This window comes from Paracoccus actinidiae (assembly GCF_030863885.1).
GTDB lineage: Bacteria > Pseudomonadota > Alphaproteobacteria > Rhodobacterales > Rhodobacteraceae > Paracoccus > Paracoccus everestensis.
Map to the genome: position 1 here is coordinate 1,411,640 of NZ_CP132956.1, position 21,843 is coordinate 1,433,482.

Below are 21,843 nucleotides of genomic sequence, written 5' to 3' on the forward strand. Positions count from 1 at the left end.
ATGCACAGTCCCGTGTGGTCCCGTCACGAATGGCGATTCGCTGCGCTTTAGGTCGCCTTCCGGCAGCATCGGGTCACGGCCTATCCAAAATGTCAGGTCGTTAACCCAATTAAATCAAACTTTATCCATATTAACCCCCTCGCGGAAATGCTAACGTCAGTCTTGTTATCGGTGTCCGCCTTCGGTGTTTCGGGGGCATATTTTTTCCAAGTGCTAGTGCAGGTAAAGATGTCGGTTAAGTCCCAGTCGGTCGCGATGGCCCGCGTTACGGCCGCCCCATCCATCGAAACCCCGCGTCCCTGGCTATATCGCAGCCTGATCAAGCGACCGCTGGACATGACATTGGTGCTGCTCACCTGTCCGGTCGTGCTTCCGCTGGTGGTGCTTTTCGCGCTGATCGTCATGCTGGACGGCAGGAACCCGTTCTATTCGCAGCAGCGCATCGGCCGCGATGGCCGGATATTCCGGATGTGGAAGCTTCGCAGCATGGTTCCCGATGCCGACCAGCGGCTGGAGGAACATCTGGCCCAGAACCCGCAGGCGCGGCAGGAATGGGACGATACGCAGAAGCTGCGCGACGATCCGCGCGTGACTGGCTTCGGGCGGGTGCTGCGCGCCTGTTCGATGGACGAATTGCCGCAACTGTGGAATGTCGTGACCGGGGACATGAGCCTTGTCGGCCCGCGTCCCATGATGCCCGACCAGCAGGGAATGTATTCGGGCCAGGGATATTACCGCCTGCGTCCCGGCATCACCGGCTTCTGGCAGACCTCGGGCCGCAACAAGACCACCTTTGCGGCGCGTGCATGGTATGACGACCGTTACGAACGCAGCCTGTCTTTCGCCAGCGATGCTGCGATCCTGCTGCGCACCGTGTCCGTTGTGCTGGGCCGGACCGGCTGCTGATTAAAGGCGCTGCCGCAAGGCCGCCACCGCCTCGGATGGCAGGATGGCGGCGCAGCGGGCATAGCGGGGGACAAGCCGTCCGGGCGCCGACAGCATCCGCCATGCCCATTCCATCGCGATCCGCCTGACCCATTGCGGCGCCCTGGTCTGGTTGCCTGCCAAGAAATCCAGCCCCGCACCGATCGATGCAAAGCCGATTTCCGGCGCCACCGACCGGCCCCGCGCCGCCAGTCGTTCCTGTTTCGGGGCGCCAAGCGCCAGAAGGCACAATCGCGCCCCGCTGCTGCGCACCTGCAACAGAAGATCGCGGGCGGCATCGCTGTCGGGATCGAAACCCATCGGCGGGGCGATCCGGGCCACGATCCGGCAACCCGGCGCGCGGCGTTGAATTTCTTCTGCCGCCGCTGCCAGAGCATTGTCCGTGGTGCCGACCAGGGCCACGCCCACATCCTCGGCCGCAGCCAGCCGGGCCAGCGGGATCACCAGATCCGATCCTGTCACCAGGCCGACCGGATGGCTGGCCAGGCGTGAAAGCCAGACAATGGGATTTCCGTCCGCCACCACCAGATCCTGTGCGGCATAGGCGTCGCGAAAGCTTTCGTCCTGGCGCAGCTTGACCAGGTGATCCAGGTTTATGGTCGCAAGGGCAAAACCCTGGCCGTTGCGCAGGCGACGCGTGATCTCGGCCATAAGCGAGGAGGGATCGGGCATGTTGACCCGGACCACCGACGATCCATAGGAAAATTGCATTGCGACCTGTTCCGCACTTGGCCGGGGACCGGCATCTGCCGTTTCCTTGCAGCTTTGTGCAGGCACCGCAATCCGACAGTTCAAGCTTTCGGCAAATAGGGGATGGCGCCTGCCAGATCGGTGTCGTCGATCAGGTGGAAATTGCTGGTGCTGCCTGCTTTGCGTGCCTGGGCAAAGGGGGCATAGTCGGGATCGGCGGCAAAGGCGCGGGCGGCATCCTTTGTCGGAAACTCGATCAGCGCGACCAGGGTGCCGCCCAAGGCCTTGCCTTCGAGCGTGTCGATATTGCCCGACCGCGACAGATAGCGCCCGCCATGCCGGGCTGCGATTTCATGAACGCGGGCGGCGTATTCCGGCACCCAGGAATCGTCGGTCACGGTCACGTCCGCGATCAGATAGGCAGTCATTGGACACTCCCCCATTCATCTGCCGGATCACAGTGCCTGCGGGCCGGGCATGAAGCAAGCGCGCCATCGCGCCGCCGCGCAGAAATCGCATCGACCCCGTTGTCCTTTTTGCCGGTTGACGATAGCGTTATCGGCGGCGACGGACTGCCTTGCCCAAGCCGGCAGTCGCCAGCATCGGGAATCCTTCAAACGGTATGGACAGCATGGCGACGCTGACACGAATCCTTGTTCTTGCAGGCATGGCAGCGGTGGGCCCCCTGGGTTCATTTGCTCAGGCGCCGGGCGGGGATATGCCGCCCCCTGCCGTTACCGTTGTGACCTTGAAGGCCCAGGACGTGACCCTGACCGCCAGCCTGCCGGGCCGCGTCGTCGCCTCGGCCGAGGCGGAATTGCGTCCGCAGGTCGGCGGCCTGATCGTCGAACGCCTGTTCGAGGAAGGCAGCGAGGTATCCCAGGGCGATCCGCTGTATCGCATCGACCCGCGCACGTATGAGGCGGCGGTGGCCCAGGCCAGGGCAGCCCAAGCCCAGGCGCAGGCACAAGCCGATGCCGCCCGCCGCGACGCAGAACGGGTCGTGGCCCTGCGTGACCGGCGCGTGGCCAGCGAACAGACCGAGGACAGCGCCATCGCCGCCCGCGACGCCGCCGAGGCGGCGGTCAAGGCAGCCGAGGCGCAGTTGCTGGCAGCCCAGATCGACCTGGACCGCACCACCATCACCGCACCGCTGGACGGCGTGATCGGCCTGGCCCAGGTCAGCCCCGGCGCCCTGGTGACTGCGGGCCAGGCCGCGCCGCTGACCGTGATCCGCCGCATCGACCCGGTGCGCGTGGACGTGACCCAGTCGGCCGCCGAAATCATCCGCTGGCAGCGCATGGGGCCGAATGCCGCGCTGCCCGAGGGTGCCGACCGCACCGTGGCGCTGCGGCTGGCCGATGGCAGCACCTATGAACACACCGGATCCCTGACGGCTGCCGAACCCCATGTCGATGAAACAACCGGCGTGATCACCCTGCGGATGGAGTTTGCCAATCCCGACGGGTTTCTGCTGCCCGGGATGTTCGTGTTGGCCGACATCCCGCAGGCGCAACTGAAAGGGGCTGTTCTGGCCCCACAGGAAGGCGTCAGCCGCGACCGACGCGGCCGTCCGGTAGCGATGGTTGTGAACGATCAGAACCTGGTCGAGGAACGCGCCCTGGAAATCGCCCAGGACCAGGGCAACCAATGGGTCGTGACCGGCGGCCTGGCTGCGGGCGACCGCATCATCGTGGCCGGCGTCCAGCGCATTGCGCCGGGGGCCCCGGTCACACCGCAGGAACGCGGCTCCGAGGATCCTGCCGCCCGGTCCCCCGATCAGGCAGCACAGGCCGAAGCCGCGTCCAGCAACTGACGCCCCAGCCCGCGAAGGCGTGACAGATCATGGCCCGTTTCTTTATCGATCGTCCGGTGTTCGCCTGGGTGATTTCCATTATCATCATGGGCATCGGCATCCTGTCGATCCTGACCCTGCCGGTGGCGCAATATCCCCAGATCGCGCCCCCGTCGGTCACGATCCGCGCGACCTATCCCGGCGCCTCGGCTGAAACCATCTCGAACACCGTGACGCAGGTGATCGAGCAGCAGATGACCGGCCTCGACGGGCTGCGATATATTTCGTCCAACTCGACCTCGGCCGGTTCATCCTCCACCACCCTGACCTTCGAAACCGGAACGGACGTGGACATCGCCCAGGTCCAGGTCCAGAACAAGCTGTCCCAAGCAACGGCCCTGCTGCCCGAGCCGGTGCAGCGCCAGGGCGTCGTGGTCGAGAAATCGACCGCCGGATTCCTGATGGTCATCGGCCTGATCGGCGACGACAATTACGACCAGACCGACCTGTCGGACTATATGTTCTCCAACCTAGTGGACGACCTGTCCCGGGTCGAGGGCGTGGGCAGCGTCCAGGTCTTCGGCTCGCCCTATGCCATGCGCATCTGGCTGGATCCCGACAAGCTGGCAGCCTACGAGATCACGCCCTCGGACGTCGTGGCATCGGTATCCGCGCAGAATACCCAGATTTCTGCCGGAGCCTTTGGCGACCTGCCCACGGTCCAGGGGCAACAGCTGAACGCCACCGTCACCGCGCAGTCGCTGCTGTCCACCCCCGAGGATTTTCGCCAGATCGTCCTGCGGGCCGAGGAGAACGGCGGCCTTGTCCTGTTGCGCGATGTGGCGCGGGTGGAAATCGGTGCGGAAAGCTATGCCACCGACGCGACCTATAATGGGCGTCCCGCCTCGGGGATGGCGCTGTCCCTGGCACCGGGGGCCAACGCGCTTGACACCGCCGAACTGGTCAAGGCGCGAATGGAGGAATTTGCCGAATTCTTCCCCGAAGGCGTGGATTACGTGATCCCCTTCGACACGTCCCCCTTTGTGTCCATTTCCATCGAGGAGGTCGTCAAGACGCTGATAGAGGCCATCGTGCTGGTCTTCATCGTCATGTATATTTTCCTGCAGAACTGGCGGGCGACGCTGATCCCGACCCTGGCCGTTCCCATCGTGCTGTTGGGCACCTTCGGCATCATGTCGGCTTTTGGCTTTACCATCAACACGCTGACCATGCTGGCCATGGTGCTGGCCATCGGGTTGCTTGTGGACGATGCCATCGTGGTCGTCGAAAACGTCGAACGCATCATGGAGGAGGAAGGGCTTGAGCCCAGGGAGGCCACGCGCAAGTCCATGGGCCAGATCACCGGCGCGCTGATCGGCATTGCCCTGGTCCTGTCGGCGGTCTTCGTGCCGATGGCCTTTTTCGGCGGATCCACCGGGGTGATCTATCAGCAATTCGCGATCACCATCGTGTCCGCCATGGGCCTGTCGGTGCTGGTCGCGCTGACACTGACACCGGCGCTGTGCGCGACGCTGCTTCGGTCCAAGGACCATCATTCGAAACGTGGCCTGTTCGGCTGGTTCAACCGCAACTTCGACCGGCTGACCAACGGCTATACCGGTTCGGTGGGCTGGATCGTGCGCCGACCGCTGCGGTCGCTGCTGGTCTATGCGGCCATCGGCGCGGCCATGGTGCTGCTGTTCATGCGCACGCCCGAAGGATTCCTGCCGGACGAGGATCAGGGCATCATGTTCGTCCTGATCCAGGGACCGACCGGCGCCACGGCGGAACGCACCGCCGCCGTGATCGACCAGGTGCAGGATTACTTCCTGAACCAGGAAAAGGATTCGGTCGATTCGATGTTCGGCGTCGTGGGCTTCAGCTTTGCCGGGCAGGGGCAGAATGTCGGCATGGCCTTTGTTCGGATGAAGGATTGGGACGAACGCCCCGACCCCTCGCAATCCGTGCAGGCCGTCGCGGGCAGGGCCTTTGGCGCGCTCAGCGGTATTCAGGACGCGATGGTCTTTCCCATCGTACCCCCTTCGGTGATCGAGTTGGGCAACGTGTCGGGCTTCGATTTCTATCTGCAAGCCCGTGGCGGGCAATCGCATGAGGAATTGCTGGATGCGCGCAACCAGTTCCTGGGCATGGCGGCGCAAAGCCCGCTGATCGCCCAGGCCCGGCCTTCCGGGTTGGAGGATGCGGCACAGTTCAGCCTGGACATCGACTGGCGCCAGGCGGGCGCGATGGGCGTGACCGCGACCGATGTGGCGAACCTGTTGCAGATCGCCTGGACGGGCCGCTACGTCAACGACTTCGTGGATCGCGGTCGCATCAAGCGCGTTTACGTCCAGGGCGAGGCGATGTCGCGCGCGACACCCGGCGACTTTGACAAATGGCGGGTCAGGAACGCCATGGGCGGACTGGTGCCTTTCTCGAATTTCTCGCAGGGAAACTGGTCCTTCGGGCCGCAGGGCCTCAGCCGGTACAACGGCATTCCCGCGATGCAGATCCAGGGCGGTCCGCCCCCCGGCGTCAGTTCCGGCGATGCCATGGCCGAGGTGGAACGCTTGGTCGCGCAGATGCCCGGTTTCGCCGTGGCTTGGACCGGCCTGTCGCTGGAAGAACAGGAATCCGGCGACCAGACCATGCTGCTCTACGCACTGTCGCTGGCCGCCGTGTTCCTGTGCCTGGCTGCGCTGTATGAAAGCTGGTCGATCCCGCTGGCAGTGATCCTGGTGATGCCCATCGGCGTTCTGGGCGCGCTGCTGGGGGCGTTCCTGGGCGGGTTCGACAACGGCGTGTTCTTCCAGGTGGGCCTGCTGACGGTGATCGGCCTGACGGGCAAGAACGCCATCCTGATCGTGGAATTCGCGCGAGAGCAATCCGAGGCGGGCGTTCCCCTGTTCAAGGCCGTGCTCGAGGCTGCGCGCCAGCGGTTTCGTCCCATCGTCATGACCTCGATCGCCTTCACGCTGGGCGTGCTGCCCCTGGTCCTGTCCACCGGGGCAGGCGCAAATGGCCGGAATGCCATCGGCGCCACGGTGATCGGCGGAACCATCGCATCGACCGTGCTGGGCATCCTGTTCGCACCGCTGTTCTATGTGCTGATGCGCCGTCTTCTGGGGCGCAAGGACCGGCTGGACGAAGCCGCGCTTGCGCCGGCGGAATGATCGACAAGCTGGAAATGTTCCTGGCAGTGGCCAAGGAACGCCATTTCGGCCGCGCCGCCGAAAGCCTGGGGATTACCCAGCCCACGTTGTCAGCGGGCATCAAGCAGTTGGAAGAACAGCTTGGCGTGTTGCTGATCTTTCGCGGCTCGCGTTACGGTGGCCTGACGCCCGAAGGACAGTCAGCCCTGGTCTGGGCGCGCCGCATTGTCGGCGACACCCGGCAGTTGCGAGAAGAGATGCGGGCCACGCGCCACGGGCTGTCGGGCCAGCTTCGCATCGCCGTGATCCCGACCGCCTTGACCTGGGCCGCACGGATCAGCGCCCGGTTTGGCGCGGCCCATCCCAATGTCGGCATGACGATCCTGTCGCGCACCTCGGTCGAGATCCTGCAGATGATCGACGACCTGACGGTGGACGCGGGGATATCGTATCTGGACAACGAACCCTTGGGTCGGGTCAGCACGGTGCGCCTTTATGACGAACGCTATATGCTGGTCTGCGCCGAGGGATCGCCCCTGGCCCTGCAGGACCGGGTGGGTTGGGCCGATCTTGCGGGGCATCGACTGTGCCTGCTGACCAGCGATATGCAGAACCGCCGCATCATCAACCGTAACCTGATCGAGGCGGGCGTCGTCCCCCAGGCAACGGTCGAATCCAGTTCCACCGTGGTTCTTGTTGCCCATGTGCTGGAAGGCGGCTGGATCACCATTCTGCCCGAGGATATCGCGGCCTTCCTGACCGAAGGAAAGCCCCTGCGCATGATCCCGCTGGACGGGGCAGGCGCCAGCCATGCGGTGGGCTTGGTCGCACCGTGGCGGGAACCCCATACGCCGGTGCTGGAAGCCTTGCTGGCCGAGGCACGACGGATGGCGAACGATAGATGATTTCTATCGTCTAACGGAACAACGTTATTGATTTTGAAATGACCGTCCGGTTTCATGGCGCACCAGACCGTTGAAAGGCCAACTTATGCACTCCCATGCGCCAGCCCCGTCCGAGGAGGAGATCCGCAGCGTTGTCGCGCCGCTGGTATCCTTGGAAGGGCCGATTTTGCCGATGCTGCACGCGTTGCAGGAAACCTGGGGCTGCGTGCCGCAGGGCGCCGTGCCGGTGCTGGCCGATATCCTGAACCTCGGCCGGGCCGAGGTGCATGGCGTCATCAGCTTTTACCATGATTTCCGCGATCATCCCACGGGCCGCCACGTCCTGAAGCTCTGCCGGGCCGAGGCCTGCCAATCCATGGGCGCCAATGCCTTGGCCGAGGAAACGCTGCGCAAGCTGGGCATCGGATGGCATGGCACCACCCCGAATGGCGCCGTAACGGTCGAACCCGTCTATTGCCTTGGAATGTGCGCCTGCGCGCCTGCTGCCATGGTGGATGGGCGCGTGGTGGGGCGCGTCGATGATGCCCGGATGGATCGCATCCTGGCCGAGGTGGGCGCATGAAGGTCTTTGTTCCCTTGGACAGCGCGGCCAAGGCGCTTGGCGCGGACGACGTGGCCGATGCTATCACGCGACAGGCCGGCGCGCGCGGTCTGGATGTGCAGATCGTTCGCAACGGCACGCGCGGCATGGTCTGGCTGGAACCCTTGGTCGAGGTCGAGACGCCGGAAGGCCGCATTGGTTACGGAAACGTGACCACCGATCAGGTGCCGGATTTGCTGGATGGCAAGCTGAACGGCCTGGGACGAGTCGAGGATATCGATTGGTTCGCCCGCCAGACGCGCCTGACCTTTGCCCGCTGCGGCGTGATCGATCCGCTGGATCTGGATGACTATGCCGCCCAGGGCGGCTTGGTCGGCCTTCGCCGCGCGCTTGGCATGACCACGGCCCAGATCGTGCAGGAAGTCACCGACAGCGGTCTGCGCGGACGCGGCGGCGCGGGCTTTCCCACCGGCATCAAGTGGAAGACCGTGGCCGAGGCGGAAGCCCCGCAGAAATACATCGTCTGCAATGCCGACGAGGGCGACAGCGGCACCTTCGCCGACCGTATGATCATCGAGGGCGATCCGTTCTCGCTGATCGAGGGCATGGCGATCGCGGGCGTGGGCGTGGGCGCGACGCGCGGCTATGTTTATCTGCGGTCCGAATACCCGGACGCCATCGCGGTTCTGTCGCAGGCGGTAAGGACCGCCCGCCAGCGGGGCTTGCTGGGGCCTGACGTGCTGGGATCGGGCCGCGCCTTCGACATGGAGGTTCGCACGGGCGCGGGCGCCTATGTCTGCGGCGAGGAAACCAGCCTTCTGAACAGCCTGGAAGGCAAGCGCGGCACCGTGCGCGCCAAGCCGCCGCTGCCCGCGCTGCAGGGTTTCCTGGGGCGGCCCACGGTCGTGAACAACGTGATCTCTCTGGCGACAGTCCCGGTGATCTTTGAACGCGGCGCGCAGCACTACGCCGATTTCGGTCTGGGCCGGTCGCGGGGCACTGTGACCCTGCAGATCGCGGGCAACGTCAAGCGCGGCGGATTGTTCGAAACTGCCTTCGGCATGACCCTGGGCCAGGTCGTGAATGATATCGGCGGCGGCACCGCCACCGGCCGTCCCGTCAAGGCGGTGCAGGTCGGCGGCCCCTTGGGCGCCTATATGCCGGTCGAGAAGTTCGACACGCCGATGGGATATGAGGAATTCGACCGGAACGGCGGGCTGATCGGCCATGCCGGTCTGGTGGTCTTCGACGATACTGTGGATATGCTGCGCATGGCCCGCTTTGCCATGGAGTTCTGCGCTGTCGAATCCTGCGGCAAATGCACGCCCTGCCGGGTCGGCGCGGTGCGCGGGGTCGAAACCATCGACCGCATTGCGCAAGGCGACGCCGCCGCGATCCCGCTGCTGACCGACCTGTGCGAGACGATGAAGGACGGCTCGCTCTGCGCGCTTGGCGGCTTCACGCCGTTTCCGGTCATGTCCGCCCTCACCCATTTCCCCGACGATTTCGCCACCTTGCAGGAGGCAGCCGAATGAGAGACTTCATCATCCCCCAATTCCCGCCGGGCGACGATCGCGACATGGGCACGCCAGCCAAGGTTGGCCTGCCGGTGACGATCAGCGTGGACGGGATCGACGTGACGGTGCCCGAGGGCACGTCGGTCATGCGCGCCGCAGCCGAGGCCGGGATCATGGTGCCCAAGCTATGCGCCAGCGACAACATCGAGGCCTTTGGTTCCTGCCGTCTGTGCGTCGTGGAAATCGAAGGCCGCCGCGGCACGCCCGCGTCCTGCACCACGCCCGTGACTGAAGGCATGGTCGTCCACACCCAGTCCGACAAGCTGCGCCGGATGCGCAAGGGGGTGATGGAGCTTTACATCAGCGACCACCCGCTGGATTGCCTGACCTGCGCGGCCAATGGCGACTGCGAATTGCAGGACATGGCGGGCAATGTCGGCCTGCGCGACGTGCGCTACAAGGCGCCCGAGGGTCGGACGCTGCTGAACCATTTCGCCCAACGCGACGGGGCCGGGGTGAATGCGCATTACATCCCCAAGGATGAAAGCAACCCGTATTTCACCTTTGATCCGGCCAAGTGCATCGTTTGTTCCCGCTGCGTCCGCGCCTGCGAGGAAGTGCAGGGCACCTTTGCGCTGACCATCGAGGGACGGGGCTTTGACAGCCGCGTCCGCGCGGGCACGTCCGAGGACAGCTTCCTGACCTCTGACTGCGTGTCCTGCGGCGCCTGCGTGCAGGCCTGCCCGACCGCGACCCTTCAGGAAAAATCCGTGATCGAACTGGGCACGCCCGAACGGTCCGTCATCACCACCTGCGCCTATTGCGGCGTGGGCTGTTCCTTCAAGGCCGAACTGAACGGCGATCAGCTGGTCCGCATGGTCCCCTATAAGCACGGCAAGGCCAACCGGGGCCATAGCTGCGTCAAGGGCCGCTTTGCCTATGGCTATGCTCAGCACAAGGACCGGATCCTCAAGCCCATGATCCGCGACACCATCGAGGAACCCTGGCGCGAGGTCGAATGGGCCGAGGCGCTGTCCTTCGCCGCCGCGAAGATGAAGGGCATCCAGCAGAAATACGGCCGCAAGTCGGTCGGCGTCATCACCTCCAGCCGCTGCACCAACGAGGAAACCTATCTGGTGCAGAAACTGACCCGCGCGGTCTTCGGCAACAACAACACCGACACCTGCGCCCGCGTCTGCCATTCGCCCACCGGATACGGGCTGGGCAAGACCTATGGCACATCGGCCGGAACGCAGGATTTCGACTCGGTCGAACAGGCCGATGTCGTGATGATCATCGGCGCGAACCCGACCGACGGGCACCCGGTCTTTGCCAGCCGGTTGAAAAAACGCCTGCGCGATGGTGCCAAGCTGATTGTCGTCGATCCGCGCCGCACCGACATCGTGCGGTCGGCCCATGTCGAGGCCGCCCACCACCTGCCGTTGAAGCCCGGCACCAACGTCGCCGTTGTCACGGCCATGGCCCATGTGATCGTCACCGAAGGGTTGTTCGACCAGGACTTCATCCGCACCCGCTGCGACTGGGACGAATTCCAGTTCTATGTCGATTTCGTCAGCGACCCGCGCCATGCGCCGGAGAATGTGGAACTGCTGACCGGCGTTCCGGCTGCCGACCTGCGTGCGGCCGCACGGCTTTATGCCACCGGCGGCAATGGCGCGATCTATTATGGGCTGGGCGTGACGGAACACAGCCAGGGGTCCACGACCGTGATCGGCATCGCCAACCTTGCCATGCTGACCGGCAATATCGGTCGGGCGGGCGTGGGCGTGAACCCGCTGCGGGGCCAGAACAACGTGCAGGGTTCCTGCGACATGGGCAGCTTCCCGCATGAACTGCCCGGCTATCGTCACGTCAAGCTGCCGGACGTTCGCGCGATCTTCGAGAAGGTCTGGAATTGCGAGATTGACCCTGAACCCGGCCTGCGCATCCCCAATATGCTGGACGCGGCGGTCGAGGGCACCTTCAAGGGCCTTTACTGCCAGGGCGAGGATATCCTGCAATCCGATCCCGACACCCACCACGTCGCCGCGGGTCTGGCGGCGATGGAATGCGTGATCGTCCACGACCTGTTCCTGAACGAAACCGCGAACTATGCCCATGTCTTCCTGCCGGGTTCGACCTTCCTGGAAAAGGACGGCACCTTCACCAACGCCGAACGCCGCATCAACCGCGTCCGCAAGGTGATGGCCCCCCGCAACGGATACGAGGACTGGGAGGTCACGCAGCTTCTGGCCAATGCCATGGGCGCTGACTGGCACTATACCCATCCCCGCCAGATCATGGAGGAGATCGCCGCGACCACGCCAAGCTTTGCCGGCGTCACCTATGAGGTGCTGGAGGAAAAGGGCTCGGTCCAGTGGCCCTGCAATGAGAAGGTGCCGGACGGCACGCCCTTGATGCACGTTGATGGCTTCGTGTCGGGCAAGGGCCATTTCATGGTCACCGAATATGTCGCGACCGACGAACGCACCGGCCCGCGCTTCCCGCTGTTGCTGACCACTGGGCGGATCCTGTCCCAATACAACGTGGGCGCCCAGACCCGCCGGACCGAGAACGTGGTCTGGCACGCCGAGGACGTGCTGGAGATCAACCCGCATGATGCCGAGAACCGGGGCATCAACGACGGCGACTGGGTGCGGCTGGCATCGCGGGCGGGGGAAACGACCCTGCGGGCCGTGCTGACCGACCGGGTGGCAGCGGGGGTGGTCTATACGACCTTCCATCACCCCTCGACGCAGGCTAACGTGGTCACCACCGATTTCTCGGACTGGGCGACGAACTGCCCGGAATTCAAGGTAACGGCGGTGCAGGTCAGCCCCTCGAACGGTCCGTCCGAATGGCAGGAAAGCTATAACGAACAGGCCGAACGGTCGCGGCGGATCCTGACCGCAGCGGAGTAGGACATGACCCTGCCGCAGCCCTTCGGGGCCTCGGACGCGATCCATCACAGACCGGGCAGCAGCGTTGCGGTAACGCGCGCGCTGCCCGAGGAAATGGCGATTGCCATGGTCTATGATGGAACCACCCATGCTGTGATGATGGCGACGCCCGCCGACGTGGACGACTTCGCGGTGGGTTTTTCGCTGACGGAAGGCATCGTGGACGGCATTCATCAGATCGCCAGTTGCGACGTGATCCCCCATCCCAAGGGGATCGAGGCGCAGATGTGGCTGGCCGAGGATCGGGGCGAAGCCCTTGCCGCCCGGCGCCGGACATTGGCCGGTCCGGTCGGCTGCGGCCTGTGCGGCATTGACAGCATCGAGGCCGCGGTGCGATCCCTGCCCAGCCTTGCCGCGACAGGGCCGACCCTGACCGCCCAGGAAATCACGGGTGCAACGGAATCCCTGCGCGGCTGGCAGCCCTTGCACGACCGGACGCGGGCCGTCCATGCGGCAGGCTTCATGCTGCCGGACCAGGGTGTTGTCCTGGCGAGGGAGGATGTGGGCCGCCACAACGCCCTGGACAAGCTGATCGGGGCCATGGCGCGCCAGGGGATCGACCCGGCCCAGGGCGCCATTGTCCTGACCAGCCGGGTCTCGACCGAGATGGTGCAGAAATGCGTGATGGCGGGCTGCGCCATCCTGATCGCCGTGTCTGCCCCCACGCTGCACGCTCTGCGTCTTGCGGAAGAGGCGGGCCTGACCCTTGCCGCCTTTGCGCGGGGCGAAGGCTTTGACCTGTTCACCCACCCCGAACGCCTGCGGGCAAAGGTTTCCGATGTCGCCTGAAAAGATGGTCACCATGGCCAACCAGATCGCCACCTTTTTCGACACCCAGCCAGGCGACGCCCCGGACAAGATCGCCGATCACCTGAAGGATTACTGGGAACCGCGGATGCGCGAGCAGTTGAAATCCTATATCGCCGCAGGGGGTGCGGGGCTGCGCCCTTCGGTCGAACAGGCAATGCATCGTCTTTGATGCACCCGGCGTGAAACCGCGCTGCTGCCCCCCGTGTTGTTCCCCCGCAATCACCGGAGGGGCAAATGCGCGATACAGCCGACAAGGTCGATCTTTCCGCGTGCAGGTTGTGCGTGATCCGCAACCGTGGATCGGGCAAGCAGGACGACCAGGCAGAAACGATCCGCGCGGCGCTGCAAGACAAGGTGGCCGAATTTGCCCTGCGGGAAACCGACCGGGGCGACCGGCTGATCCATCTGGCCCGGCAGGCGGTGGCCGACGGTTTCGATATCGTCGTGGCAGCAGGCGGGGACGGCACGCAGTCGGCGGTCGCGGGTGCCTTGGCGGGCACCGGTACGATGATGGGGGTTCTGCCAGGGGGGACGTTCAATTACTTCGCGCGCGACTTGGGCGTGGGCGAAACGATCGAGGAAGGGCTGGAAACTCTTCAGGATGCTCGCCCCCGGGCAGTTGACATCGGCCAGATCGAGGATCTGGTGTTTTTGAACAATGTCAGCCTGGGCGCCTATCCGCATATCCTGAAGACGCGCGAAGGGATTTACAAACGCTGGGGCCGGTCGCGGATGGCAGCCTATTGGTCGGTGCTGGTGGCGCTGCGTCGGTTGCGCAATCCAATGCGCCTGACGGCCAAGGTCGATGGGCAGGAACGGCGCTTTACCACGGCCCTCGTGTTCGTGGCACGCAGCGCCTATCAGTTGGACGCCTTCGGCCTGGACGGGGCCGATGCGATCCGCGGGGGAAACATGGCGGTGCTGATCGCCAAGGCGCGCAAGCCCCTGCCGCTTCTTCGGTCAGCCTTCCGGCTGGCCCTGGGCCTCAGCGCGAAAGACAGCGACTTCGACCTGATCGTGACCGACAGCCTGGTGATCGACACCGGCCAGTTTCGCCAGCTGATCGCGCATGACGGTGAAAAGACCCGCATGAAAACCCCGTTTCACGTCCAGGTCCTGCACGGAGCCTTGACGGTGCTGGTTCCGGCCGATGGCGGCAAGACCCAGGATCCGGCCGCGTGACGCGCATCGTCCATCTGTCCGACCTGCATTTCGGGTTTCACCGGGCCGAGTTGGTCGAACCCCTTCTGGATCGTGTGAACGACGCGGGGGCCGATCTGGTGGTGGTGACGGGCGATGTCACCCACCGCGCCCGCGCCGATCAATACGCCGAGGCGGCGGCGTTCCTGGGACGCATCCAGGCACCGCTGATGGTGCTGCCCGGCAATCACGACGTGCCGCTGTATAACCTGCCGGTGCGGTTCCTGGCGCCTTGGCACGGCTTTCGGCGGGCCGTAGGACCGGACCTGACGCCCACGCGCCAGGTTGGCCCGGTTCGGATCCTTGCGCTGAACAGTGTCGATCCCTTGGCCGTGCAGCGGGGTGTGATCCGGGGCGGAGAGATCGCGCGGCTGGAACGCAGTCTCGATCCGACCTGCATGAACATCGTCGCGCTGCATCACCCGCTGGAACATCTGGCCCAGGTGGACAAGGAACTGACGCGCCGCGCCCCGCAGGCCTTGGCGCGGCTGGAACGCGCGGAGGCGCAGATCGCGCTGTCGGGGCACCTGCACGTCTGGGCGACGGGCGCCATGCTGGACCAGACTGCGCATCCGGGCCTCCTGCAGGTGCAAGCGGGGACGGCGCTGTGCGCGCGACTGTCGGACCGGCAAAGCGAATTTGCGGTCTTGCAGATCGACGGCGCGTTGCTGACCATCGAACGGCATATCGCGCCCATGGGGCAGGGATTTCAGGCGCCTGAATATGAATATTTCTCTCGTGAAAGCGGCATCTGGGTCGCCCATCAGCCTGCGGAAAAGCCGATCGTTCCGGGTGCCACGGAAACCGCCTTCAGCACGGCGTGAACCGGCTTGCCGGGATGCAGGTCAAGGACGCGGGCGGACCGGGCGGTGATGCGCGACAGGATCGCCTGATCCCCGGCATCCAGGCGCACCAGCACGCTGCCCTCGCTGTCGGTCAGGTCGCGGACCGTGGCAGGGATGACGTTCAGCGCCGAGATGCCTTGCGGCGGGATGGTCGCGATCATCACGTCCTGGGCCAGGATCCGCAGCCGCAGAATGCTGCCCACAGGGGCCGCGACCCGGGGCAGGAACAGCGCCCCGGCAGGGGTTGCAAGCCGGGTCAGGCCGTCCGCGTCCTGCCCGCATACCCGCGCGGTCAGCACAGCACCGATTTCGGCAAGGCCCAGCATGGGGGCGATCGCGGGATCCGACAGCATCTGCGCCGCTGGTCCGGCAGCCGTCACGCGGCCCCCGTCCACCAGGACGATAGTGGTGGCCAGGCGCGCAACCTCGGCCGGGGAATGGGTGACATACAGGATCGGCAGCCCGGCATGATCGCGCAGGCGTTCCAGATAGGGAAGGATCTCGTCCTTGCGAGGCTGGTCCAGGGCCGCCAGAGGCTCGTCCATCAACAGCAGCCGGGGATGGGACAGGATCGCCCGGCCAAGCGCGACGCGCTGGCGCTCGCCCCCCGACAGCGCGGCGGGGCGGCGGGACAGCAGCGGACCGATGCCCAGCATTTCGGTCACGCGGTCTAGATCGGATTGCCGCCCGCGGCCTGTGAACCAGTGGCCGTACAGCAGGTTCTGCCGGACCGTCAGGTGCGGAAACAGCCTTGCATCCTGGAAGACATAGCCGATGCCGCGCCGGTGCGGCGGCAGGAAGATGCCTTGGCCGCTGTCTGTCAGCACGGTGCCGCCGTCAGCGATGCGCCCGTGGTCAGGCCGCAGAAGCCCGGCGACGGCGTTGACGATGGTGGTCTTTCCCGAACCCGAATGCCCGAACAACGCCGTCAGCCCCGCCGGGGCATCGAAGGCCGCATCCAGCAGGAAGCCCGGAAAGGCATGACGCAGCGCGACGGTCAGCATCACGCGCCCCGAATGCGCCGGGCAATGGCCCGCGACAGCCATTCCGACAGGAACAGCGCGCCCATGGCGACGGCGACGGCGATGATGACCAGCCGCGCCGCCGCAGCCTCTCCTCCCGGCACCTGCAGGAATGCATAGATGGCGGATGGCAGGGTCTGCGTCTGGCCGGGGATGTTCGATACGAATGTGATGGTGGCGCCGAATTCCCCCATGGCCTTTGCGAATGCCAGGATCGCGCCCGCGAGGATGCCGGGCAGGATCAGGGGCAGGGTGACGGTCAGGAACACCCAGACCCGCGGGGCGCCGAGGGTGGATGCGGCCTGTTCCAGCCGGGGATCCACCGCCTCGATCGACAGGCGGATGGCGCGGACCATCAGGGGAAATGCCATGATCGCGGCGGCCAGGGCCGCGCCGGTCCAGCGGAATGCCAGAACGATGCCGATCCCGTCCAGCCATTGCCCGACCCATCCGCGCCGTCCAAAGGTCAGCAGTAAAAGATAGCCCGTGACAACGGGCGGCAAGACCAGCGGCAGATGCACCAGCCCGTTCAGCAGGCCGTGTCCCGGAAAACGCCATCGCGCCAGGGCATAGGCTGCAAGGATCCCCAGCGGCAGGCTGGTTGCCACGGCCCACAGCGATACCTTCAATGACAGTCGAAGGGCCTGCCACGCCTCGGGGGTCAGCCAGTCGGTCACGTCAGTCCGTCACCGTAAAGCCATGTTTTGCAAAGACCGCGTCCGCGGCATCCCCCCTTATGGCGTCGAAAAACGCGCGGTCGGCGTCATCGGCAGCCTCTGTCAAAAGGGCGGCAGGATAGGTGATCGTGGGATAGCTGTCCGCAGGAAAATCCCCCACAATCGTCACATTGTCTTCGGCGGCCGCATCGGTGGCATAGACGATGCCGAAAGGTGCCTCGCCCGCGGCGACCAGGACCAAGGCCGCGCGCACATTGTCCGATTGCGCGACATCGGCGCCCACGTCGTCCCAAAGCCCCAGGTTTTCCAGTGCCGCCTTGCCGTATTGCCCGGCGGGAACGGAATCCACCAGGGCCATCGCCAGCTTGCCGCCATTCAGCATCCCAGCCAAGTCGGTGCCCGTCGAAATCCGCACGGGTGCAGCATCGCCATGGCCGATCAGCACCAGGCGGTTGCCCAGGATATCGGCGCGGTCCTGCACAAGCCCTGCTTGTTCGACCTGATCCATCCATTCCGCATTGGCCGACAGGAACAGATCGGCGGGCGCCCCCTCGATGATCTGTTTGGCAAGCACGTTGGACCCGGCATATGAAATCGTCACCGTGTAGCCCGTATGGGCCGTGAACTGTGCCGCGACCTCATCAAGCGCGTTCTTCAGGGAGGCGGCGGCGAAGACGCTGACATCTTCGGCCCAGGCGGGCGCGGTGGTCAGGGTCAGGGCGGCGGCCAGCAGGGCAGGGCGCACGGGAACCTCGGCTGGTTATGGTTGTCCGAAGCTATCGTCCGGGCAAGGCAGCCCGCAAGCGATATTTCCGATTGGCCATATCGAAGCCGCATCTTACTTTTTACGTTGAGTTGCAGCAAAAACACGACTATATGACCGCCAGTCCAAGGGCGACATGGTCAGAACAGACCGCATCTGAACGGGTCGGGCGCCAGCCGCGACCCTTTGTCGTTCCCGAAGGGCAGCCATAAAGACCGGCGGAGCCAACCGCATGGCCAGTGAAATCGACCAAAGGAAACTGATTATATATGTGCGCTAAAGCGACCATGGAGGAATTCGAAGCCCTCCTGAACGAAAGCTTCGACATCGACACCCCGGACGAAGGTTCGGTTGTCAAAGGCCGCGTCATCGCCATCGAGGCGGGCCAGGCCATCATCGACGTCGGCTACAAGATGGAAGGCCGCGTCGATCTGAAAGAATTCGCAAATCCCGGCGAAGAACCCAACATCAAGGTTGGCGACGAAGTCGAGGTTTATCTGGACCGCGTGGAAAATGCCCGCGGCGAAGCCAGCATCAGCCGCGAAAAAGCCCGCCGCGAGGAAGCCTGGGACCGTCTGGAAAGAGCCTATGCCGATGAAGAGCGCGTCGAAGGCGCCATCTTCGGTCGCGTCAAGGGCGGCTTCACCGTCGATCTGGGCGGCGCCGTGGCCTTCCTGCCCGGTTCGCAGGTCGATGTGCGCCCCGTGCGCGACGCCGGCCCGCTGATGGGCCTGAAGCAGCCGTTCCAGATCCTGAAAATGGACCGCCGTCGTGGCAACATCGTCGTGTCGCGCCGTGCAATCCTGGAAGAAAGCCGCGCCGAACAGCGCGCCGAAGTCATTGCCAACCTGACCGAAGGTCAGACGGTCGATGGCGTGGTCAAGAACATCACCGAATACGGTGCGTTCGTCGATCTGGGCGGTGTTGACGGGCTGCTGCACGTCACCGACATGGCCTGGCGCCGCGTCAACCACCCGTCCGAAATCCTGGCGATCGGCGAGACCCTGAAAGTTCAGGTCATCAAGATCAACAAGGACAGCCACCGCATCAGCCTGGGCATGAAGCAGCTGCAGGCCGATCCGTGGGATACCGTGGGCGACAAGTTCCCGATCGGTTCGGTCCACCAGGGCCGCGTGACCAACATCACCGACTACGGCGCCTTTGTCGAACTGGAAGCCGGTGTCGAGGGTCTGGTCCATGTCAGCGAAATGAGCTGGACCAAGAAGAACGTCCATCCGGGCAAGATCGTCTCCACCTCGCAAGAGGTCGAAGTGATGGTCCTGGAAATCGACGAAGCCAAGCGTCGCGTGTCGCTGGGCCTGAAGCAGACGCAGCGCAACCCGTGGGAAGTGTTCGCGGAAACCCATCCGTCGGGCACCGTCATCGAGGGCGAAGTCAAGAACATCACCGAATTCGGTCTGTTCGTCGGCCTCGAAGGCGATATCGACGGCATGGTCCACCTGTCGGACATCTCGTGGGATGCCCGTGGCGAGGATGCGATCCAGGACTTCCGCAAGGGCGACGTGGTGAAAGCCGTCGTCCAGGACGTGGATGTCGAAAAAGAGCGCATCAGCCTGTCGATCAAGTCGCTGGAAAACGAGCACATGGCCGAAGCCGTTGACGGCGTGAAGCGTGGCACAGTCGTGACCGTCGAAGTCACCGCCATCGAAGAAGGCGGGGTCGAGGTGGAATATAACGGCGTCAAGTCGTTCATCCGCCGTTCGGATCTGGCCCGCGACCGTCAGGACCAGCGTCCCGAGCGGTTCCAGGTCGGCGACAAGGTCGATGCCCGCGTCACCAACATCGACACCAAGACCCGCCGTCTGGGCCTGTCGATCAAGGCGCGCGAGATCGCCGAGGAAAAGGAAGCCATCGACCAGTACGGATCGTCCGATTCGGGCGCGTCGCTGGGCGACATCCTGGGCGCCGCGCTGAACCGCAACGCCTGATCGCGCCCTTTGCGATGCATCATCGCCCGTCCCGCTTGCGCGGGACGGGCTTTTTCATGCCCTCCGGATAGGCAGGGTGTGTTCACTTCTCTTGCGCGGCAGGGGCAAAACTGGCATCGCTATGGAAACTAGGAACCTTTTCCTGCGTTGCCTTTTGTCGCTAGTCCTGCGGACGATGTCTTGCAGCCGTTACGCCACCTGGGGGGATGATGATCCGGTCCGAACTGATCCAGCTTATCGCTGACGAAAACCCGCATCTGTTCCGTCGCGATGTAGAGCGGATCGTGAACACCGTGTTCGAGGAAATCATCGACGCCATGGCGCGCGGCGACAGGGTCGAACTGCGCGGCTTTGGCGCCTTTTCCGTCAAGAAGCGCGACTCGCGGACCGGCCGCAACCCGCGCACGGGCGAGGCCGTGGATGTGGACCAGAAATACGTCCCCTTTTTCAAGACCGGCAAACTGTTGCGCGATCGGTTGAACGGGGAGGCCTGAACGGCGTAGAAGCCGTCAGGATACCGGGCCGCGCATGGCGGCCGCAACCAAGGACATTTCATGCGCTTTCTTCGACTGATCTTCGTGGTGGCTTTGGCAATCGTCCTGATCGCCGTTGCCCTGGCCAATCGTGAAACGGTGACGCTGTCGGCCTTTCCCGCGAATTTCGGGCAGTATCTGGGCGGACGCTGGTCGGTTGCCTTGCCGCTGTTCCTGGTGATCTTTCTGGCCTTTGCCTTTGGGATGCTGGCGGGCCTGGTCTGGGAATGGCTGCGCGAATCCCACATCCGCCGCGAGGCGCGCGCGCAGGCCTTTCGCGCCGCCCAGCTGGAGAGCGAGGTAGGCCACCTGCGCAACCGCCACGCCGCACCCAAGGATGACGTTCTGGCGATCTTGGAGCGCCCCGGGACCACGACGCCTGCGTTGCCTGTAGCTTCGGCCGAACCGGCCCCCGGCACCACGCTGCCCGCCAGGCGCTGAGGGATGGCCCAAGTCAAGATCTGCGGCCTGCGCCGACCCGAGCATATCGAGGCCGCAGCCGATGCGGGCGCGCGCTATGTCGGGTTGGTCTTCTTTCCGAAATCACCGCGCGCCGTGTCAGCCGACGAGGCCGCGGCACTGGCCTTGCACGTGCCCGTCGGCATGGCGCGGGTTGGACTGTTCGTGGATCCCGACGATGCGATGCTGGATGCCGTGCTGGGCAAGGTTCCCCTGGACATCATCCAGCTTCATGGCAATGAAAGCCCGGACCGGGTGGCGCAGGTCAAGGCTTTGACGGGCCTGCCCGTGATGAAATCCGTCGGGCTGTCAGATCCTGCCGACCTGCCTGCGCTGACCGACTATGGCTTGGTGGCCGATATGCTGCTGGTTGATGCCAAGCCGCCCCAGGACGCGGTCCTGCCTGGCGGGAACGGACTGTCCTTCGATTGGCGGCTGCTGGTGGGGCGCAAGTGGCTGCGCCCCTGGATGCTGGCCGGTGGCCTGACCCCGCAAAACGTAGCCGAGGCGATCCGTCTGACCGGCGCGCCTGCGGTCGATGTTTCCTCGGGCGTGGAAACCGAGCCGGGGGTCAAGGACGAAGGGTTGATCCGGGCCTTTGTCGCGGCGGCGTCGTGACTGTCCGGTTCCGCCCCGCCTTGCGGGACGAGGTTCCTGCGGTCGTAGCCCTGTTGGCCGACGATGTGCTGGGCCGGGCCCGAGAGGGGGCCGAGATGGATCCCTATCTGGCGGCCTTCGACGCCATGCAGGCGCAAAACGGCAATATGCTCGTCGTGGGCTTGCTGGGTGACCGGATCGTCGCGTGCTATCAGATCCTGTTCATTTCCGGCCTTTCCGCTGCGGCCGCCCGCCGTGCGCAGATCGAAGGGGTGCGCGTTGCGTCCGATCTGCGCGGCAGGGGTCTTGGCGCGCAGCTGATCGCCGATGCCGAGGATCGCGCGCGGGCGGCGGGGTGCGGCAAGATGCAGTTGACCACCAACAGGTCGCGGACCGATGCCCACCGCTTCTATGACAGGCTGGGCTTCACCCCCAGCCATATCGGCTATAAGAAAGCCCTTTGAGGCTTCCACATGAAGGCGC

At 64.8% G+C, this 21,843-nt stretch carries 21 protein-coding genes; 16 read left to right on the forward strand and 5 right to left on the reverse strand.

Annotated features, from left to right (window positions below):
- Window positions 1-228: 228 nt before the first annotated feature.
- Window positions 229-906 carry a sugar transferase gene (locus tag Q5701_RS07135; RefSeq protein WP_306754581.1) on the forward strand — a complete coding sequence of 226 codons (678 nt, stop codon included), beginning with the start codon at window positions 229-231 and terminating at the stop codon, window positions 904-906.
- Here the strand turns inward: Q5701_RS07135 and Q5701_RS07140 are convergent, their stop codons facing one another.
- A complete protein-coding gene (locus tag Q5701_RS07140; RefSeq protein WP_306754583.1) occupies window positions 907-1,656 on the reverse strand; it encodes a WecB/TagA/CpsF family glycosyltransferase in 750 nt (249 codons plus the stop codon).
- Window positions 1,657-1,736: 80 nt separating this feature from the next.
- On the reverse strand, window positions 1,737-2,063 hold the full coding sequence (locus tag Q5701_RS07145) for a DUF1330 domain-containing protein (RefSeq protein ID WP_306754584.1): 327 nt from the start codon (window positions 2,061-2,063) through the stop codon (window positions 1,737-1,739).
- A gap of 239 nt (window positions 2,064-2,302) precedes the next feature.
- Here Q5701_RS07145 and Q5701_RS07150 point away from each other — a divergent pair, with 239 nt between their 5' ends.
- The 10 genes from Q5701_RS07150 to Q5701_RS07195 all read left to right on the forward strand — a co-directional run bounded on the left by Q5701_RS07150 (window position 2,303) and on the right by Q5701_RS07195 (window position 15,339).
- On the forward strand, window positions 2,303-3,451 hold the full coding sequence (locus tag Q5701_RS07150) for an efflux RND transporter periplasmic adaptor subunit (protein ID WP_306754585.1): 1,149 nt from the start codon (window positions 2,303-2,305) through the stop codon (window positions 3,449-3,451).
- 29 nt (window positions 3,452-3,480) lie between these two features.
- On the forward strand, window positions 3,481-6,603 hold the full coding sequence (locus tag Q5701_RS07155) for an efflux RND transporter permease subunit (RefSeq protein WP_306754586.1): 3,123 nt from the start codon (window positions 3,481-3,483) through the stop codon (window positions 6,601-6,603).
- Window positions 6,600-7,487: a LysR family transcriptional regulator gene (locus tag Q5701_RS07160; RefSeq protein WP_234853115.1), complete on the forward strand. Its 888-nt coding sequence runs from the start codon at window positions 6,600-6,602 to the stop codon at window positions 7,485-7,487. Before Q5701_RS07155 ends, Q5701_RS07160 begins: the two co-directional genes overlap by 4 nt.
- 85 nt (window positions 7,488-7,572) lie before the next feature.
- Window positions 7,573-8,049, forward strand: a complete 477-nt coding sequence (locus Q5701_RS07165) for a formate dehydrogenase subunit gamma (RefSeq protein WP_306754587.1) — start codon at window positions 7,573-7,575, stop codon at window positions 8,047-8,049.
- A complete protein-coding gene (locus Q5701_RS07170; protein WP_306754588.1) occupies window positions 8,046-9,563 on the forward strand; it encodes a formate dehydrogenase beta subunit in 1,518 nt (505 codons plus the stop codon). The genes Q5701_RS07165 and Q5701_RS07170 overlap by 4 nt, the downstream gene beginning before the upstream one ends.
- Window positions 9,560-12,466, forward strand: coding sequence for a formate dehydrogenase subunit alpha (gene fdhF, locus Q5701_RS07175; protein ID WP_306754589.1), 2,907 nt, complete (start codon window positions 9,560-9,562; stop codon window positions 12,464-12,466). The genes Q5701_RS07170 and fdhF overlap by 4 nt, the downstream gene beginning before the upstream one ends.
- A gap of 3 nt (window positions 12,467-12,469) precedes the next feature.
- Complete coding sequence (gene fdhD, locus Q5701_RS07180; RefSeq protein ID WP_306754590.1) at window positions 12,470-13,294, forward strand: formate dehydrogenase accessory sulfurtransferase FdhD; 825 nt, start codon at window positions 12,470-12,472, stop codon at window positions 13,292-13,294.
- On the forward strand, window positions 13,284-13,484 hold the full coding sequence (locus tag Q5701_RS07185) for a formate dehydrogenase subunit delta (protein ID WP_234853110.1): 201 nt from the start codon (window positions 13,284-13,286) through the stop codon (window positions 13,482-13,484). Before fdhD ends, Q5701_RS07185 begins: the two co-directional genes overlap by 11 nt.
- 65 nt (window positions 13,485-13,549) lie before the next feature.
- Entirely contained in the window at window positions 13,550-14,497 is a 948-nt protein-coding gene (locus tag Q5701_RS07190; RefSeq protein WP_306754592.1) for a diacylglycerol/lipid kinase family protein, read from the forward strand.
- On the forward strand, window positions 14,494-15,339 hold the full coding sequence (locus Q5701_RS07195) for a metallophosphoesterase family protein (protein WP_306754594.1): 846 nt from the start codon (window positions 14,494-14,496) through the stop codon (window positions 15,337-15,339). Before Q5701_RS07190 ends, Q5701_RS07195 begins: the two co-directional genes overlap by 4 nt.
- Here Q5701_RS07195 and modC read toward each other — a convergent pair.
- From modC to modA, 3 genes are read right to left on the reverse strand one after another with little or no spacing between them, the layout of a single operon-like run.
- Complete coding sequence (modC, locus tag Q5701_RS07200; RefSeq protein WP_306754595.1) at window positions 15,279-16,367, reverse strand: molybdenum ABC transporter ATP-binding protein; 1,089 nt, start codon at window positions 16,365-16,367, stop codon at window positions 15,279-15,281. The genes Q5701_RS07195 and modC overlap by 61 nt on opposite strands.
- Window positions 16,364-17,059, reverse strand: coding sequence for a molybdate ABC transporter permease subunit (modB, locus tag Q5701_RS07205; protein ID WP_306754597.1), 696 nt, complete (start codon window positions 17,057-17,059; stop codon window positions 16,364-16,366). The genes modC and modB overlap by 4 nt, the downstream gene beginning before the upstream one ends.
- 1 nt (window position 17,060) lies before the next feature.
- Window positions 17,061-17,804, reverse strand: coding sequence for a molybdate ABC transporter substrate-binding protein (modA, locus tag Q5701_RS07210; protein WP_306754598.1), 744 nt, complete (start codon window positions 17,802-17,804; stop codon window positions 17,061-17,063).
- Between the two features lie 287 nt (window positions 17,805-18,091).
- On the opposite strand from modA, the gene rpsA reads away from it, so the two are divergent.
- The 5 genes from rpsA (at window position 18,092) to Q5701_RS07235 (ending at window position 21,824) form a co-directional block, all read left to right on the forward strand.
- Window positions 18,092-19,771, forward strand: coding sequence for a 30S ribosomal protein S1 (gene rpsA, locus Q5701_RS07215; protein ID WP_234853104.1), 1,680 nt, complete (start codon window positions 18,092-18,094; stop codon window positions 19,769-19,771).
- 209 nt (window positions 19,772-19,980) lie between these two features.
- Window positions 19,981-20,265 (forward strand): integration host factor subunit beta, encoded by a 285-nt coding sequence (gene ihfB, locus Q5701_RS07220; RefSeq protein WP_234855789.1) that lies wholly within the window; start codon window positions 19,981-19,983, stop codon window positions 20,263-20,265.
- A gap of 60 nt (window positions 20,266-20,325) precedes the next feature.
- Window positions 20,326-20,745, forward strand: coding sequence for a lipopolysaccharide assembly protein LapA domain-containing protein (locus tag Q5701_RS07225; RefSeq protein WP_306754599.1), 420 nt, complete (start codon window positions 20,326-20,328; stop codon window positions 20,743-20,745).
- 3 nt (window positions 20,746-20,748) lie between these two features.
- Window positions 20,749-21,381, forward strand: coding sequence for a phosphoribosylanthranilate isomerase (locus Q5701_RS07230; RefSeq protein WP_306754600.1), 633 nt, complete (start codon window positions 20,749-20,751; stop codon window positions 21,379-21,381).
- Complete coding sequence (locus Q5701_RS07235) at window positions 21,378-21,824, forward strand: GNAT family N-acetyltransferase (RefSeq protein WP_306754601.1); 447 nt, start codon at window positions 21,378-21,380, stop codon at window positions 21,822-21,824. The genes Q5701_RS07230 and Q5701_RS07235 overlap by 4 nt, the downstream gene beginning before the upstream one ends.
- The last annotated feature ends 19 nt before the right edge of the window (window positions 21,825-21,843 follow it).